The 16,125-nt window shown below is 39.1% G+C and carries 16 protein-coding genes; all 16 read left to right on the top strand.

Translation table 11 applies throughout. The features are described from left to right. Positions 1-3: 3 nt before the first annotated feature. The 16 genes from LQ50_RS05500 (at position 4) to phoU (ending at position 16,051) form a co-directional block, all read left to right on the top strand. Positions 4-1,314 (top strand): arsenic transporter, encoded by a 1,311-nt coding sequence (locus LQ50_RS05500; protein WP_034626922.1) that lies wholly within the window; start codon positions 4-6, stop codon positions 1,312-1,314. Between the two features lie 61 nt (positions 1,315-1,375). Beyond that, positions 1,376-1,795, top strand: coding sequence for an arsenate reductase (thioredoxin) (arsC, locus tag LQ50_RS05495; protein WP_034626920.1), 420 nt, complete (start codon positions 1,376-1,378; stop codon positions 1,793-1,795). Positions 1,796-1,848: 53 nt separating this feature from the next. Then, on the top strand, positions 1,849-2,205 hold the full coding sequence (gene arsD, locus LQ50_RS05490) for an arsenite efflux transporter metallochaperone ArsD (protein WP_034626917.1): 357 nt from the start codon (positions 1,849-1,851) through the stop codon (positions 2,203-2,205). After that, a complete protein-coding gene (gene arsA / locus LQ50_RS05485; protein ID WP_034626915.1) occupies positions 2,202-3,965 on the top strand; it encodes an arsenical pump-driving ATPase in 1,764 nt (587 codons plus the stop codon). Before arsD ends, arsA begins: the two co-directional genes overlap by 4 nt. A 110-nt stretch (positions 3,966-4,075) precedes the next feature. Then, the gene (locus LQ50_RS05480; RefSeq protein ID WP_052144601.1) at positions 4,076-4,399 is read left to right on the top strand and encodes an ArsR/SmtB family transcription factor; all 324 of its coding nucleotides are present in this window, start codon (positions 4,076-4,078) and stop codon (positions 4,397-4,399) included. Positions 4,400-4,499: 100 nt separating this feature from the next. Further along, positions 4,500-4,877 (top strand): ArsR/SmtB family transcription factor, encoded by a 378-nt coding sequence (locus tag LQ50_RS05475; protein WP_034626913.1) that lies wholly within the window; start codon positions 4,500-4,502, stop codon positions 4,875-4,877. Beyond that, positions 4,874-7,000, top strand: a complete 2,127-nt coding sequence (locus LQ50_RS05470; RefSeq protein WP_034626912.1) for a heavy metal translocating P-type ATPase — start codon at positions 4,874-4,876, stop codon at positions 6,998-7,000. The genes LQ50_RS05475 and LQ50_RS05470 overlap by 4 nt, the downstream gene beginning before the upstream one ends. Positions 7,001-7,102: 102 nt before the next feature. Further along, positions 7,103-7,384, top strand: coding sequence for a hypothetical protein (locus tag LQ50_RS05465; protein ID WP_034626910.1), 282 nt, complete (start codon positions 7,103-7,105; stop codon positions 7,382-7,384). 326 nt (positions 7,385-7,710) lie between these two features. Continuing rightward, positions 7,711-9,171, top strand: a complete 1,461-nt coding sequence (locus LQ50_RS05460; protein ID WP_034626908.1) for a SulP family inorganic anion transporter — start codon at positions 7,711-7,713, stop codon at positions 9,169-9,171. A 119-nt stretch (positions 9,172-9,290) separates the two neighbouring features. Next, positions 9,291-9,707, top strand: coding sequence for a universal stress protein (locus LQ50_RS05455; RefSeq protein WP_034626907.1), 417 nt, complete (start codon positions 9,291-9,293; stop codon positions 9,705-9,707). A gap of 130 nt (positions 9,708-9,837) precedes the next feature. Continuing rightward, on the top strand, positions 9,838-11,007 hold the full coding sequence (locus tag LQ50_RS05450; RefSeq protein ID WP_034626905.1) for a GNAT family N-acetyltransferase: 1,170 nt from the start codon (positions 9,838-9,840) through the stop codon (positions 11,005-11,007). A 589-nt stretch (positions 11,008-11,596) separates the two neighbouring features. Continuing rightward, positions 11,597-12,601 (top strand): PstS family phosphate ABC transporter substrate-binding protein, encoded by a 1,005-nt coding sequence (locus tag LQ50_RS05440; RefSeq protein ID WP_034626902.1) that lies wholly within the window; start codon positions 11,597-11,599, stop codon positions 12,599-12,601. Positions 12,602-12,694: 93 nt separating this feature from the next. Beyond that, on the top strand, positions 12,695-13,651 hold the full coding sequence (gene pstC / locus LQ50_RS05435; RefSeq protein WP_034626901.1) for a phosphate ABC transporter permease subunit PstC: 957 nt from the start codon (positions 12,695-12,697) through the stop codon (positions 13,649-13,651). A gap of 2 nt (positions 13,652-13,653) precedes the next feature. After that, positions 13,654-14,538: a phosphate ABC transporter permease PstA gene (pstA, locus tag LQ50_RS05430; protein WP_034626900.1), complete on the top strand. Its 885-nt coding sequence runs from the start codon at positions 13,654-13,656 to the stop codon at positions 14,536-14,538. Positions 14,539-14,555: 17 nt separating this feature from the next. Continuing rightward, positions 14,556-15,386 carry a phosphate ABC transporter ATP-binding protein PstB gene (gene pstB, locus LQ50_RS05425; RefSeq protein WP_084138630.1) on the top strand — a complete coding sequence of 277 codons (831 nt, stop codon included), beginning with the start codon at positions 14,556-14,558 and terminating at the stop codon, positions 15,384-15,386. An 11-nt stretch (positions 15,387-15,397) separates the two neighbouring features. Continuing rightward, entirely contained in the window at positions 15,398-16,051 is a 654-nt protein-coding gene (gene phoU, locus LQ50_RS05420) for a phosphate signaling complex protein PhoU (RefSeq protein WP_034626897.1), read from the top strand. Positions 16,052-16,125: the final 74 nt, after the last annotated feature.

The raw sequence follows: 16,125 nt of genomic DNA, 5'->3' as shown, positions 1-16,125 counted from the left end.
AAGATGACATCTGTAGTGTTAGCATCGCTCATTTTCCTGTTTACGCTCATATTAGTCATTTGGCAACCAAAAGGACTTTCTATTGGTTGGTCAGCATCGATTGGTGCTGTGTTAGCATTGATTGTCGGTGTCGTTGACTTTCAAGATGTCGTTACTGTAACAGGGATTGTTTGGAATGCCACGTTAACATTTGTAGCTATTATTATTATTTCTCTAATATTAGACGAAATTGGATTTTTCGAGTGGTCAGCCTTGCATATGGCCCGCTTTGCAAAAGGGAACGGAGTGAAAATGTTCCTTTATGTCTCTTTACTTGGGGCAGTTGTTGCTGCGTTATTTGCAAATGATGGGGCAGCGCTTATTTTAACACCGATCGTTCTAGCAATGGTTCGTGCTCTTCGCTTTAAAGAAGCGATGATCTTGCCTTTTATAATGGCAAGTGGATTTATTGCTGATACGACGTCGCTACCACTTTTGGTCAGTAACTTAGTAAACATTGTTTCGGCAGATTTCTTTGGGATCGGATTTGTCGAGTATGCTTCTAGAATGATTGTACCGAACTTCTTTGCATTAGGTGCGAGCATTCTTGTCTTGTATTTATATTTCAGAAAAGACATACCGAAGAATTATGATATGAATCAACTGAAAAAGCCAGAAGAAGCGATAAAAGACCCTAAACTGTTCAAACTATCATGGTACATCTTAGCTTTTCTTCTAGTTGGATACTTTGTCAGTGAGTTCATCCATTTGCCCGTTTCATTTGTAGCGATGCCAATTGCCATTGTTTTTTACTTGATCTTCCGTTCCATAAGTGCAAAGAATCCAGTCTTAAGCTCTGTGGGAATTATTAAAAGTGCACCTTGGGCGATTGTGGTCTTTTCGATTGGAATGTATGTTGTCGTGTATGGCCTGCGTAACGTGGGGTTAACAGACCTTCTAGCCGTTGTGATTGAGAGATCAGCAGAGCAGGGGTTATTTGCCGGGACGATCGCGATGGGCTTCATTGCAGCGATTTTGTCTTCTGTTATGAACAACATGCCAACGGTCATGATTAACGCATTAGCTATTGCGGAGACGAATACAGCAGGAGCGATGCGTGAAGCGCTGATTTATGCTAATGTGATTGGTTCAGATTTAGGACCGAAAATTACGCCAATTGGTTCCTTAGCGACTCTTTTATGGCTGCATGTCCTTGCTCAAAAAGGCATGAAGATCTCATGGGGGTATTACTTTAAAGTCGGAATCATTTTAACCGTTCCAACTCTCTTTATCACACTTGTTGGACTTTACTTATGGCTTGTCATTATTTTGTAAGTCGATGCAATAGTTTGCGTCTTCCATATAAAAATTCTTACTACCAAAGGAGCAATTAATTATGTCTAAACCAATCATCTATTTTTTATGTACAGGAAACTCATGCCGCAGCCAAATGGCAGAAGGCTGGGGAAAGAAATACCTTGGAGATAAATATGACGTTTATTCTGCTGGAATTGAAGCGCATGGAGTGAATCCAAATGCAGTAAAAGCAATGGCAGAAGCGGGGGTAGATATTTCTAGCCAAACATCAGATACGATTGATGCAGACATTTTAAAGAAAGCAGATCTTGTTGTTACTTTATGCGGTCATGCAAATGACGTATGTCCAGCAACTCCGCCAAATAAAGACCGTGTACACTGGGGCTTTGATGACCCAGCTAAAGCAGAAGGCACAGATGAAGAAAAATGGGCATTCTTCCAACGCGTCCGTGATGAAATCGGTGACCGTATTAAAACATTTGGAGAAACCGGGAAATAAGAGGGGGTCAGACCCCTCTTTATCTCTTTACACTATTGAAGGAGGAGTTTCTTATGCCTAAAATTAGAATTTATGATCCTGCGATGTGTTGTGCAACGGGGGTATGTGGTCCGAGTGTGGATCCAGAATTAACGCGTGTCGCTACCGCTATTTTTCTATTAGAAAAAAAGAATGTCGATATTTCACGGTATAATTTAGGATCTGAACCTCAAGCTTTTATCGATGAGGCAAAAATTCAAGAGGTTTTAAACACGCAAGGAACAGATGCGCTCCCTGCGGCGATCGTCGATGGGGAACTAAAGGTAGAAGGGCGATATCCAACGAATGAAGAGTTTGCCCAGTGGGCGAACATTTCTGTAAGTGAGCTTACGAAATCAGAGACAAAATCAAAAGGGATCGAGTTGCTATGACAAGACGATTTCAGCCAACATCAACGAATGTTACTCCCTATTTATTTTTCACAGGAAAAGGCGGAGTAGGAAAAACGTCAACAGCATGTGCTACAGCCGTTGCTCTTGCTGATGAAGGAAAACAAGTATTAATTGTGAGTACAGATCCTGCTTCTAATTTACAAGATGTATTTGAAGGCGAGATTGGTTATGAAACAACACCAATTCCCAATGTACCTGGACTATCTGCGATTAACTTAGACCCTGAGGAAGCAGCTGCAGCTTATCGAGAAAAGGTAGTCGGGCCATATAAGGATAAGCTACCAGCTCCCGTTATTGCCCAAATGGAAGAGCAACTTTCTGGCGCCTGCACGGTTGAGATTGCCGCCTTTGATAAATTTGCTTCAATATTAACAAATCCAGAGCGAACAAGAGAATATGACCATATCATTTTTGATACGGCACCTACTGGGCATACTCTTCGTTTGCTGCAACTTCCAACGGCTTGGTCCTCTTTTCTCGAAGATAGTACTCACGGTGCTTCATGCCTTGGACCGCTTTCAGGACTTGGTGAAAAGAAAGAATTGTACGCTGAAGCAGTGAAAGCATTATCCAATTCCGAGCAGACGACACTCGTTCTTGTTTCAAGACCTGACGAGTCGGCACTTCAAGAAGCCAATCGAGCCGCTGAAGAGTTGAAGCATGTTGGGCTGACGAATCAGCTTCTATTGATAAATGGAAAGCTTCAAAGTTATGTAGAAGATGATGAGGTGTCTACTACCTTTTATGATCGTCAAGAAAAGGCTCTTGCGAATATCCCAGAGCAATTAAGGTCTCTGACTACGTATGAACTTCCATATGTCCCTTATCAATTAACAGGAATGGACGCCCTACGCTCACTCTTTCGTGATCAGCATCTTGCACAAAAAAGTGAAGAAACGAGTGAGATCGTAGACAAATATGCGTTAAAAGACGTAATCAAGCAAGTAGCGGCAAAGAAAAAAGGTGTTGTCATGACCATGGGCAAAGGAGGCGTCGGAAAGACAACGGTTGCAGCAGCTATTGCGGTTGGGTTAGCTGAACTCGGTCATTCTGTCCATCTAACAACAACGGACCCTGCCGCACATTTGTCCCATGTTCTTGGAAAGCAAGTTCAAGGACGTTTAGTCGTAAGTCGAATTGATCCAAAAGCAGAAGTAGATGCATACAAGCATGAGGTTCTAGCGAAGGCAAAAGAAACAGTTGATGAAAATGGTCTTGCCTATTTAGAAGAAGATTTAAACTCACCTTGCACAGAAGAAATTGCCGTATTCCGCGCATTTGCGAATGTCGTAGAACAAGCAGATGACTCGTTTGTAGTCATCGACACAGCTCCGACTGGGCACACATTGCTTTTGTTAGATGCAGCACAGTCTTATCATAAGGAGTTAGAACGAGCGAGTGGAGAGGTTCCAAAATCGGTTTCTAAGTTATTACCAAGATTGCGAAATAAGAAAGAGACAGATGTAGTCATTGTTACACTGCCAGAGGCTACACCGGTTCATGAAGCAAGCCGCCTGCAAGGTGATTTAGTTCGTGCTAATATTACACCAAGCTGGTGGATTGTCAATCAAAGCTTTGCAGCAGCCAATACTATTGATCCAATCTTACACGCTCGATCTCATTCAGAGATGAAATGGATTCAACTTGTGGCGACAGAAAGAACAGGACAAGTAGCCGTGATTCCATGGCAGCTTGAACTTGCAACGGGCTACGACCAATTAAAAACGTTAACGAAGTAGGTTGTCTTTAACTTAGAGGTGAGACACCCTCTTCTTTTCTATTGTGGTTGATATAGAGTGCATAAAAATGGTATGTTAATTATATCAATAAAAATTGATGGGAGGTACTTATGGATATTCCAGTACGATTTGAATCCAAGAGTCAATCGTTTGATCCTAAATTTTTTGAACAAAAATTTAAAGCGCTAGCCGATGAAAAAAGACTTACATTATTAAACGAGCTTTGCGTACGCGGAGAAACATGTGTGTGTGACTTAACCGAGATTCTCGATATTCCTCAATCCAAACTATCCTATCACCTAAAAATATTGCTTGATGCAGGATTCATTGATCGAGAGAAAAAAGGGCAATGGAATTACTACCGATTAAATGAGAAAACGATGAGTGACGTCTTGTCTGAGAAACTTTGCTGCATTTTAAGACCAAGCGAGTAATGGAATTTTATCCATTTGCTCGCTTTTTTGTTGCACTTTTTTATAAAAATAGAATATACTAATAATCAAATGAGTGTTTGAATGAATGGGGGATGTTGAGATGAGCAAGCAGAAACAACCAATAGAAACATGTGAAGTATTTTCTTACGATGAAAAAGTAGTAGGAAAAGTAAAAGATCAGTTAGTCAATCAACGCTTTGATCTTCTTGCTGATATGTTTAAAGTTCTTGCTGATGAAACACGCGTTAAAATAGCTTATGCACTTTGCCAAGAGAAGGAACTCTGTGTCTGTGATGTTGCCTCAATAATTGGTACAACGAATGCGACAGCGTCTCATCACCTTAGACATCTAAAAAATCTTCGTATAGCGAAAAGTGAGAAAAGAGGGAAGCTCGTATTTTATTCGCTTGATGATGAACATATACGAACGTTATTAATGACGGCGATTGCCCATCAAAATGAGGAGGTGCGTGGGTGAGTAAGGAAGTGAAGTACCACGTCCAAGGATTTTCATGCACGAGCTGTGCTGCTCAGTTTGAACATAATGTTAACAGTCTACCTGGAGTCGAAAAAGCTGAAGTGAATTTTCAAGCTTCGACCATAACGGTCATTGGAAATGTAACGAAAAAGGCTGTCGAGCAAGAAGGAGCCTTTGAAAATTTGAAACTATTTCAAGAGGATGAGCAAATAGAAAGGCGTTCGAAGTGGAAATCACCCGTTATGTGGAAAACGATTGTTTCAGGTTTTTTTCTAGTAATTGGGTTTATGATGCAAGGATTATATGGTGAAGGCCTCCTCGCTATTTTCTTTTATACATCGTCCATGCTTATAGGAGGACATCGTCTTTTCCTTCAAGGGATCAAAAATCTAACACAAGCACGCTTTGATATGAAAACATTAATGACAATTGCGGTGATTGGAGCAGCGATTATAGGAGAATGGGGAGAAGGGGCTACTGTTGTTTTTCTTTTTGCGATTAGCCAAATGCTTGAAACGTATTCGATGGAACGAGCGCGAAAATCCATTCGTTCCTTATTTGAAAACACACCAAAAATGGCAAGAGTTTGGCGGAATGATGCTTGGATGGATGCTGATGTGAAAGAACTGGCGGTTGGGGAAATCGTTATGATCCGCCCTGGAGAAAAAGTAACGGTTGATGGCAAGGTAATAAAAGGTGCATCGTCAGTGAACCAAGCTGCGATAACAGGGGAATCGATTCCTGTTGAAAAACAAATAGGTGATACCGTTTTTGCAGGAACGTTAAATGAAGAAGGTCAATTAGAGGTAGAAATTACGAAGCGCAATGAAGACTCGACTCTTTCAAAAATGATGAAATTAGTTGAAGAAGCTCAAGCGAAGCGGGCATCAGCCGAAGCATTTATTGACCGCTTTGCAAAAGTATACACACCGATCATTATCTTCATTGCCATTCTTGTTGCCATCATTCCACCCCTTGCTTTTGGAGCAGAGTGGAGCAGTTGGATTTACCAAGGTCTTGCGGTCTTAGTTGTCGGTTGTCCTTGTGCATTAGTTATTTCAACACCTGTATCCATTGTGACGGCTCTTGGAACAGCTGCGCGCCAAGGAGTTCTTATTAAAGGTGGCATACACTTAGAAGAAGCAGGCCGAATTAAAGCAGTAGCGTTTGATAAAACAGGAACGTTAACGAAAGGTGAACCTGAAGTTACGGACATTTGGGTAGAGGAACATCATAATGAATCTGAATGTTTAAGATTGATCGCTTCATTAGAGCAAAACTCCAAACATCCCCTTGCTGTTGCAATAGTACATTTTGCAGAACAAAAAATCGGTCACTCCTTCGAATCCGTCGTTGATTTTCAATCAGAAACAGGCAAAGGAATTAGGGGGAGAGTAGCAGATACGACCTACTATGTAGGCAGCGAAGCGTTTATTAAGCAAGTAACCGATCTATCGGAACAAGCAAAAGAAAAGATTCAGAAACTAAAGAGTGAGGCGAAAACGGTTGTCATTCTTGCAACAAAAGAACAGGTAATAGGGTTACTCGCACTTGCCGATTCTGTTCGTGAAGAAAGCAAGAAGTTGATTGGAACTCTTCATCAAATGGGAATTCGTGACACGATTTTACTAACAGGAGATCATGAAACGTCTGCTCATAGGATTGCTAGTCAAGTTGGCATGACGGATGTTAAAGCGAATTTGCTGCCAAACGAAAAAGTGTCTTATGTTGAATCTATCCGCAAAAAAGGAAATCATGTGGCAATGGTCGGTGATGGCGTCAATGATGCTGCTGCGCTCGCAACAGCCAATGTCGGCATAGCAATGGGAGGAGCAGGTTCAGATGTCGCGTTAGAAACAGCGGATATTGTCTTTATGAAAGACGACTTATCTAAGCTTCCTTTTACGATTCAATTAAGTCGCAAGGCACGGACGATTATTAAGCAAAATATTACGCTGTCACTTGTATTAAAGCTTTTGGCTCTAATGCTTGTCATCCCAGGTTGGCTTACTCTATGGATTGCCATTATTGCTGATATGGGTGCTACGTTGCTTGTCACGTTAAATGGATTGAGATTGCTGAACATTAGGAAGTTAAAGTTAAATGGAAAGCATACCAAATGATACAAAAATTGCTATGTTTTTTTCTGTATTCTTAAAGCGGCTTAGGAGATTTCGTAGTAAGATAAATAAGAAAGATAGAATTAAACATAGCAGGAGAGACACATGTTCGTTTTGTTATTATTATGTTTATTAATGGGTGGTTTGTTTATTCAATTGATACAAAAATTGTTTTTAAGATCAAACAAACCTAATATTGAGCAACTGTGGGAAGAATTAGAGAATGAAGAATGGTACATGAAGTTAATAGAAAATCCGAATGTGCAAGATTGGATTGCTTCAGATAAGGAAAATGGCTTATTGAAAGATCCTTATTTTGTTCGCAAAATTATAGATAAGGAAGTTCATAGAGAGTGTTTTATTAAGTATGTAATGGAGAAAATATAGTTTCAGGATTGTCCCAAAAGGTCTGTGTTGACTTTTTGGGACAATCTTTTTTTAGGAGAACAGAATTTCACCTATCAAATGTCGAAACATTCATTTGATTATGTTTTGTGCAATATTTAGTTTGGGCGATTTTATGACAATTTCATTAAAAATAGAGAATGATAGAGAGAAATAAAGAATTATCGAGTAAATAAAATATGTTATACGCTTACATAAGAGTTTGAAATTATGTGGGATGGTGGTAAGATACCTTTGTTAACAACGGACCCCGACTTTTGTGAGAGTCAAAAGTCGAACAAAAAACTTAATAGGAAAGAGGTGTTAGATTGAACATTCAATCTATTAAACAAGAATGGTTTGGGAATGTAAGGGGCGATGTATTGGCCGGCATAGTCGTTGCACTTGCACTGATCCCAGAAGCGATTGCCTTCTCCATTATTGCAGGTGTTGACCCAATGGTAGGGCTTTACGCTTCATTTTGTATTGCGGTTGTGATTGCTTTTGTTGGTGGACGTCCAGGAATGATTTCTGCTGCAACGGGAGCAATGGCCTTATTAATGGTAACGCTAGTGGCTGAACATGGGTTACAGTATTTATTAGCTGCAACGATTCTAACAGGTATTTTACAGATCTTATTTGGTGTATTTAAGCTAGCGCGGATCATGAAGTTTGTTCCACGTTCAGTTATGGTTGGTTTCGTTAATGCGTTAGCCATTTTAATTTTTATGGCTCAGCTTGATCAATTTGTTGATGCAACATGGGTAATGTATATGCTCGTTGCTGCTACGTTGTTTATCATTTATGGATTGCCTCGAATTACGAAAGCTGTTCCATCAGCCTTAGTGGCAATTGTCATGATAACAGCTTTGGTTATTTTTATGGGAATTGATATTCGCACAGTCGGAGATATGGGGGCATTAACTCAAGCTTTACCAATGTTTTTGATTCCACAAATTCCATTTAATCTTGAAACATTGATGATTATATTGCCATACTCTATAGCGCTTGCTATCGTTGGACTTCTTGAGTCATTACTCACAGCTAACATTGTTGATGATATGACGGATACAGAAAGTGATAAAAACAAGGAGAGTCGCGGGCAGGGGATTGCCAATATTGTAGCTGGATTTTTTGGCGGGATGGCTGGTTGTGCGATGATTGGTCAATCTGTCATTAATGTAAAGTCAGGTGGAAGAGGACGTTTGTCAGCTTTAGTTGCAGGAATCGTGCTTATGTTTTTAATTCTAGTTCTTGGAGGATTAGTTGTTCAGATTCCAATGGCTGCATTAGTTGGAGTTATGTTCATGGTTTCTTTCAGTACCTTTGATTGGGGATCTGTTCGTAATATTCATAAGCTTCCACGTACAGATGCCATTGTTATGGTCGTAACGGTAGCAACAGTGGTTATTACGCATAATTTAGCATATGGAGTATTTGCAGGTGTGCTATTAAGTGCTATCTTCTTTGCTGCGAAGATCTCTAAAGTAGAAGTTGAAAAAAATTATATCAATCATTTAGATAAACAAGTTTATAAAGTACACGGTCAAATCTTCTTCGCTTCTGTTACAGACTTTGTTAATCAATTTGATTATAAGCAAGACGTAAAGGTAGTTGAGATTGATTTAACGAACGCTCATTTATGGGATGACTCAGCTATAGGTGCTCTTGATAAGATTGAAGGAAAGTTCGTGCAGGCTGGTATTAAAGTTGAATACGTTGGCCTAAATGCAGAAAGTGAAAAGTTAAAAGATCAAATTGGTGGTTTATCTAAAGCATCGGGACATTAAGACAGGGGAGATCCTCTGTCTTTTTTGGTTATAGCGGATAATAAAATGACCTTTACTTTCATAATAAGTTTGATTACGATAAAAATAGGTAAGTAAGGTATTGATAGGAGGACATAAACATGTTTAATCATATTTTACTAGCATCGGATGGTTCACAACATTCAATTCGCGCTGCAGAAAAAGCGGTGAGTTTAGCTAAATTAAAAAACGGAAAAATAGATGTAGTTTATGCAGTCGATGGCTCCGCGTCTAAAGCTGATGTGTTAACAAATAATAGTAAGTTTGAAATTGAAAGGAAAAGGAAGGAAAAATTGAAGCCGATTGTTGAACTTTTGGAGAAGGCAGGTATAGAACATGCAGTTCATATTATTCAAGGAGAACCTGGCCCTACGGTTGTTAACTTTGCCAATAAAAGAGATTATGATTGTGTAGTAGTAGGTTCTCGAGGTTTGAATAATTTGCAAACGATGGTACTAGGTAGTGTTAGTCATAAAATTGCTAAACGAGTGGAAGTGCCTGTTCTAATTGTCAAATAGCATAAAAAAGATCCAATCTAAATGATTTTAGGTTGGATTTTTTTTATAAGAAGGTAATGAACAGTTAAAAGAAGAATAATTTGAAGTTAAACCATTAAATAAAAAGCAATGCATTTAAGGAGTGATCAATTTGTATATCAATAATATTACCGAAAAGCACTATTTAGAAGCCGTTCGGTTATCAGAATACGCCTTTCAACGAAAATTACCCAATGATGAAGTAGATGAAAGAATACAGCATATGAAGAAGAACCATCAAATTATTGGAGTGTTAGACGAAGAAAAATTAATTGCCAAACTGCACTTTCTGCCTTTACAAGTTTATATAAATAGGAAAAAAGTGAATATGGGTGGAGTCGCTGGAGTTGCTACATATCCTGAGTATAGACGAAAGGGTTTAGTCAAAGGAATGCTCACTCATATTTTAGAGAAGATGAAAGCAGAAGGGTATCTAGTCTCTATGCTTTATCCATTTTCAGTTCCTTTTTACCGAGAATATGGGTGGGAATTGTTTGCAAATCGGTTAACGGTGTCGATGAAAAAGTCAGATTTGAAATTTCAAGGTGAATCGTGTGGAAGAATAAGGCGTTTTTCTAATACAATGCCAGTATCAGATTTGAATGTCATTTACGAGCAATATGCAAAAGGCTTTACTGGGATGTTAGTTCGTTCAGTAGACTGGTGGAAAAATAGATTAAAAGACACACATGTAGCTATGTTTTCTGATGATGCGAATGAACCAAGAGGATATATGACTTACACAGTAAAAGAGAAAAAAATGAAAGTAGAAGAATTTGTAGCTCTAGATTCACAAGCAAGAAGAGGTCTTTGGAATTATATTTGTCAACATGATTCAATGATTGAGGATTTAGAAATGATTGTAGATGAAAGAGAACCATTGTTGTTTTCTTTACACGAGCCTCGAGTCAAATTGGAGATTACCCCATATTTTATGACGCGTATTGTAGATGTTGAAGCATTTTTAAAAGAGGTTTCATTTAACCAGAATGGAACACAAGAACAATTGATTCTACAAGTAAGTGATGATTATGCTCCTTGGAATAACCAAACACTTCAATTAAAAGGAGGTCAGGTATCTGTTCTAAAAGCAAGTGGTATGAATCAGAATAGAGCAAATACTATACAGTTATCAATTAATGCCTTATCAGCGATTCTCTTTGGTTACAAGCGGCCCCTTGAGTTAATGGAGATTGGACAGATAACAGGAGATGAGGAATCGATTCGTGCATTTGAAGAAATGGTTCCAAGGGAGAAGCCATTTTTCTATGATTTCTTTTAATGAAAAGGGAGACGATATAATTTCAGGTATCTGAACTGGAAGACTTAGATACGGAAAGAAAAAGATAGATGTATGTAAAAGACAAAAATATAGTTACTTATCTAATAGACTTGAGGATGTCCTATACAGCCTTTAGTCTTTTTTTAGAGCCCACACACAAAAGGGAAGAACGTCCTTTTGGCGTAAAGGGTGCGAACAAGTGGCGATGGCTCCGCGCGCCGTGCGCCTTTTGAGAAGAGCGCTCAAAAGGCTTAAAACAAAACGTCGGCTCCGCACATCGCAAAGAGCCAATCCACAAAAGGGAAAATCGTCCTTTTGTGTAAGGAGAGCGAAGATGTGGCGATGGCTCCACGCGCTGCACGCCTAAAGGAGAAGAGCGCTCCTTTAGGCTCAAACCAAAGCAGCGGCTCCGCACATCGCAAAGAGCCCACACACAAAAGGGAAGAACGTCCTTTTGTGTGTGGGCTCTTTTACAAAACCTTTACATTACGACCATACCTCCTTAACATTTCTCTACTATACTAGCAATTGTGAGAGAGAGTTGTTCCTCACGAAATCATATGCAGATATAAAAAGGGAGGACAATGAAGTGAAGAAGTTTTTATTGTTTGTAGCAATGGTAGCAGTTATGTTCGTAGCGGCTGCTTGTGGTAGCGGGAATGAAGAGACAACAACAGAGTCAAACGAGCAAACGGCATCTGAACAAACAGAAGGAAATGAAACGACGGAAGAAGCGACAGCGGATTTAGAGGGCAGTGTGGTAGTTGATGGTTCAGGTACGGTTTATCCTTTAATGTCAGTTGTTGCTGAAGAATATATGTACACGGAGCAAGAAAATGTTTCGGTTGAAGTAAGTCGCGCTGGGACAAGTGCTGGTTTCGGTCGATTTTTAGTAGAAGATGGAACTGATTTTAATAACGCATCTCGTCAAATTAAAGACGAAGAGTTAGCAGAAGCAGATGCAGCTGGTTTTGAAGTAATGGAAATGAAAGTAGCGTTAGACGGATTAACATTCGTTATTAACAAAGAAAATGACTGGGCAACAGAGTTAACAAAAGAAGAATTAATTTCGATCTTCCATCATGATGGTGGAGTGGAAAAATGGTCTGATATTCGTCCAGAGTTCCCTGATGAAGAGATTCACGCAATGGGACCAAATGAAAATCATGGAACATATGAGTTCTTCTATGAAGCAATTCTTGAAAAAGAAGATTTAGTAGATGGAGTTAACTTACAACAAGAATACTCGACACTTGTTAATCTTGTTTCTGAAGATGTGAATGGAATTGCCTTCTTTGGCTTTGGTTATTACGTGAATAATCAAGACAAATTACAAGCTGTAAACGTTGATTTTGGCGATGGTCCTATTGAGCCGTCACTTGATACAATTGGTGAAGAGGCTGAATATGCACCGTTTACACGCCCTGTGTTCACATACTTAAATGTTGACAAGGCAAAAGCAAATCCTCAAGTATTAGATTTCGCATTATTTACAGCTAACAATGTAAATGAATTTGCTGGTCAAACTGGCTTTGCTCCATTACCAGATGAAGAAGTACAAGCATATGTAGAAGTGTTAGAAGGACTTAAGTAATCTTTGCAAGGTTTAAGAGGATGAGGGCAGGTCATTTGTTCTCATCTTCTACTTTATTTACCTGAGTGATATAGGCTAAAAGGGGTGCAGATGATGGAAGCAAACAGCGCTTTAAAAAAGGGGAACGCTGTTAACGTTAGAGAGATGATTGAAGAGAAGAAGAGCAAGCGAAGCATTACGAATGTATTAGAAAAAATTATGCCGAGAGTTCTTCTTATGATTGCAACCATCTCCGTCTTAACGACAGTTGGAATTATCTTTACGTTGTTAAGTGAAACAGTAGAATTTTTTAGTAGAATTCCTTTCGTTGATTTTTTTACAGGAACGGTGTTAAGGCCGCTTAGTCAAAATCCTGAATTTGGTGTCTTGCCTTTATTAACTGGTACGATTATTTCTTCGGTGATTGCGATGTTTGTCGCTGTGCCGATTGGTTTGATGACTGCGATTTATTTAAGTGAATATGCATCAGATAAAGTAAGAAGATTGTTAAAACCAATGTTAGAAATCCTTGCCGGGATTCCTACGATTGTATATGGTTTCTTTGCCTTTACATTTGTAACACCGATACTAAGAGAGTTTATACCAGGACTCCAAGCTACTAATATTTTAAGTCCAGGAATTGTCATGGGGATAATGATTATTCCAATGGTTGCTTCATTATCTGAAGATGCCATGAGCTCTGTTCCTAACTCTATGAGAGAGGGAGCATTAGCACTTGGTTCTACGAAGTTAGAGGTGACGAGAAAAGTCATTATGCCTGCTGCTATGTCTGGAATTATCGCTTCATTTGTTCTTGGGATTTCACGTGCGATTGGTGAGACAATGATTGTTACGATTGCAAGTGGAAGTTCTAAAAACTTTACTTTTGACATTACTCAATCTATGCAGACAATGACTGCGTATATTGTTGAGGTATCTAGTGGGGATGCTCCTTCTGGATCGACTATATATTACAGCCTATATGCTGTAGCGATGACGTTATTTGTTTTCACATTCTTGATGAACTTACTAGCTAGGTATATCTCTCGTAAGTTTAGGGAGGAATATTAATCATGAAATATGTTGACACAGCGCTTGTTCAAAAGAAGATGAATGGACGATTGTTGTTAAATACGTTTGCCAAAACAGTCTTTTTACTATCGACCTTATTTGGGCTTGTCGTTCTGGCCGTATTAATTTATCGAGTTGTTTCAGACGGGATAGGTTGGATTAATCTCGATTTTCTAACAGGAAAACTTTCAACAAATGCTGATCGAGCAGGAATTATGGGAGCAATTCTTGGCACGCTATGGCTTATGGCAGTTGTTGCTCCTGTTACGATGTTTCTAGGTGTCGGAACAGCGATTTATTTAGAGTGTTATGCCAAAAAAGGACGGATTCATTCAATCATTCAAACAAATATTTCTAATTTAGCAGGGGTACCATCCATTGTTTTTGGTATTTTAGGGTTGACGATTTTTGTTCGTGCGATGGATTTTGGAAATGTGATTTTAGCTGGTGGATTAACGATGTCTTTATTGGTATTGCCCATTGTTGTCGTTGCTTCTCAAGAAGCGATTCGTGCTGTACCTGCTCATTTAAGTGAAGCTTCATTTGGAATGGGTGCAACCAAATGGCAGACGATCAAAAATATCATTCTACCTGCAGCTCTACCTGGAATCTTAACGGGGGCCATCTTGTCATTATCACGTGCAATTGGTGAGACAGCTCCACTCGTTGTTATTGGAATTCCTGCTCTATTAATCCCATTTCCTGGTGGAATAATGGATCGATTTACGATCTTGCCAATGCAAATCTATTATTGGACGCTTGATTCTTCGCTTGTAGCAGAGTATGCGAATTTGGCAGCTGCGACGATTGTTGTCTTGCTTGTTGTTCTATTTTTATTAAACTCAATTGCGATTGTGATTCGAAATAAATTCCAACAAAGGTATTAATTTTTTAGGGGGTAAAAATGATGGCTTTGTCACAAAAAGCGAATGTAGCGTATAGTCCCAAAGGTGGACCAGTTGAAACAGCCGTTCTAGATAAAAAGGTTGTATATGATACGAAAGATTTAAATCTGTGGTATGGAAAGGATCATGCTCTTAAAAATATAAATCTTGCTATTTATGAAAAAGAAGTAACGGCAATTATTGGTCCTTCAGGTTGTGGGAAATCTACCTATATTAAAACATTAAACCGAATGGTTCAACTAGTTCCAACTGTACGAATTTCTGGAGAAATCTCTTATCGAGGGAAGAGTATTCTCGATAAATCCTATCAGGTTGAAGAATTACGTACTCGTGTCGGGATGGTGTTTCAAAAGCCGAATCCATTTCCTAAGTCCATTTATGACAATGTCGCATACGGACCGAGAATTCATGGTATTAAAAACAAAAAAATCTTGGACCAGATTGTTGAGAAAAGTTTACGAGGGGCAGCCATTTGGGATGAAGTGAAAGAGAGACTTCATGAGAATGCGTATGGCCTATCAGGGGGACAACAACAGCGCCTATGTATTGCTCGTTGTCTGGCTATTGAGCCTGATGTCATTTTAATGGATGAACCGACTTCAGCTCTTGATCCTAAATCGACTCTTAAAGTAGAAGAATTAATTCAAGAATTGAAAAAAGACTATTCGATTATTATTGTCACCCATAATATGCAGCAAGCCGCGCGTATATCTGATAAGACAGCATTCTTCTTAAATGGAGAAGTGGTTGAATACGATCAAACCGATGTTATTTTTTCAAATCCATCAGACAAACGCACAGAGGATTATATTACAGGAAGATTCGGATAAGTAGGTGAGCCATGGATATTCGCGAAAGTTTCCATTCACAACTTGATTTAGTGAAACACCACCTTTTAGAAATGGGAACGCGGGTTGAGGAGGTAATTGATCAAATGATCCAAGCATTTGCCTCTTCAGATGCAAGGCAAATGGAACAAATTATTCATCATGATTACCTAATCAATCAGCTAGAGGTTGGAATGCATGATCAAGTGACAAGATTAATCTCTAGGCAGCAGCCTGTTGCAACAGATTTACGGAAGTTAATTGTCGCATTAAAAATTTCAAGTGATTTAGAGCGCGTAGCAGATTTAGTCGTAGATATTGCCAAGCAATCCAAGCGGATGAAAAAAGATAGTCTCCTCCCCTATCAAGTGAAGATTGTAGCGATGTTTACACTCGCTCAAGAAATGATTCATAAATCGTTACAGGCATACAGAGAGACGGATTTATTGCTAGCACAAAAAATTGCTGCAATGGATGATAAAGTGGATGCCCTCTACGGAGAGTTAATACGTGAGCTTTTTAAATTAAAAGATGACCATATTGAAGTTGATCAGATTACTCAATTAGCTTTCATAGGTCGTTACATTGAACGAATTGCTGATTATGCGACAAATCTTGCTGAGTGGGTCGTTTATGAAGTAAATGGAAAGCATTTTGATTTAAACTAAATAGTACGAAGATGGATGTAAATGATTGATCAACAGCGATTTTCTTACAGTGGTCACTGAAGAGGCAACGAGCC

Origin of the sequence: Halalkalibacter okhensis, assembly GCF_000787375.1 — a bacterium.
GTDB classification, from domain to species: domain Bacteria; phylum Bacillota; class Bacilli; order Bacillales; family Bacillaceae_D; genus Halalkalibacter; species Halalkalibacter okhensis.
Note: the sequence above shows the minus strand (reverse complement) of the source record. Positions and strands in the feature narration are given on the sequence as shown.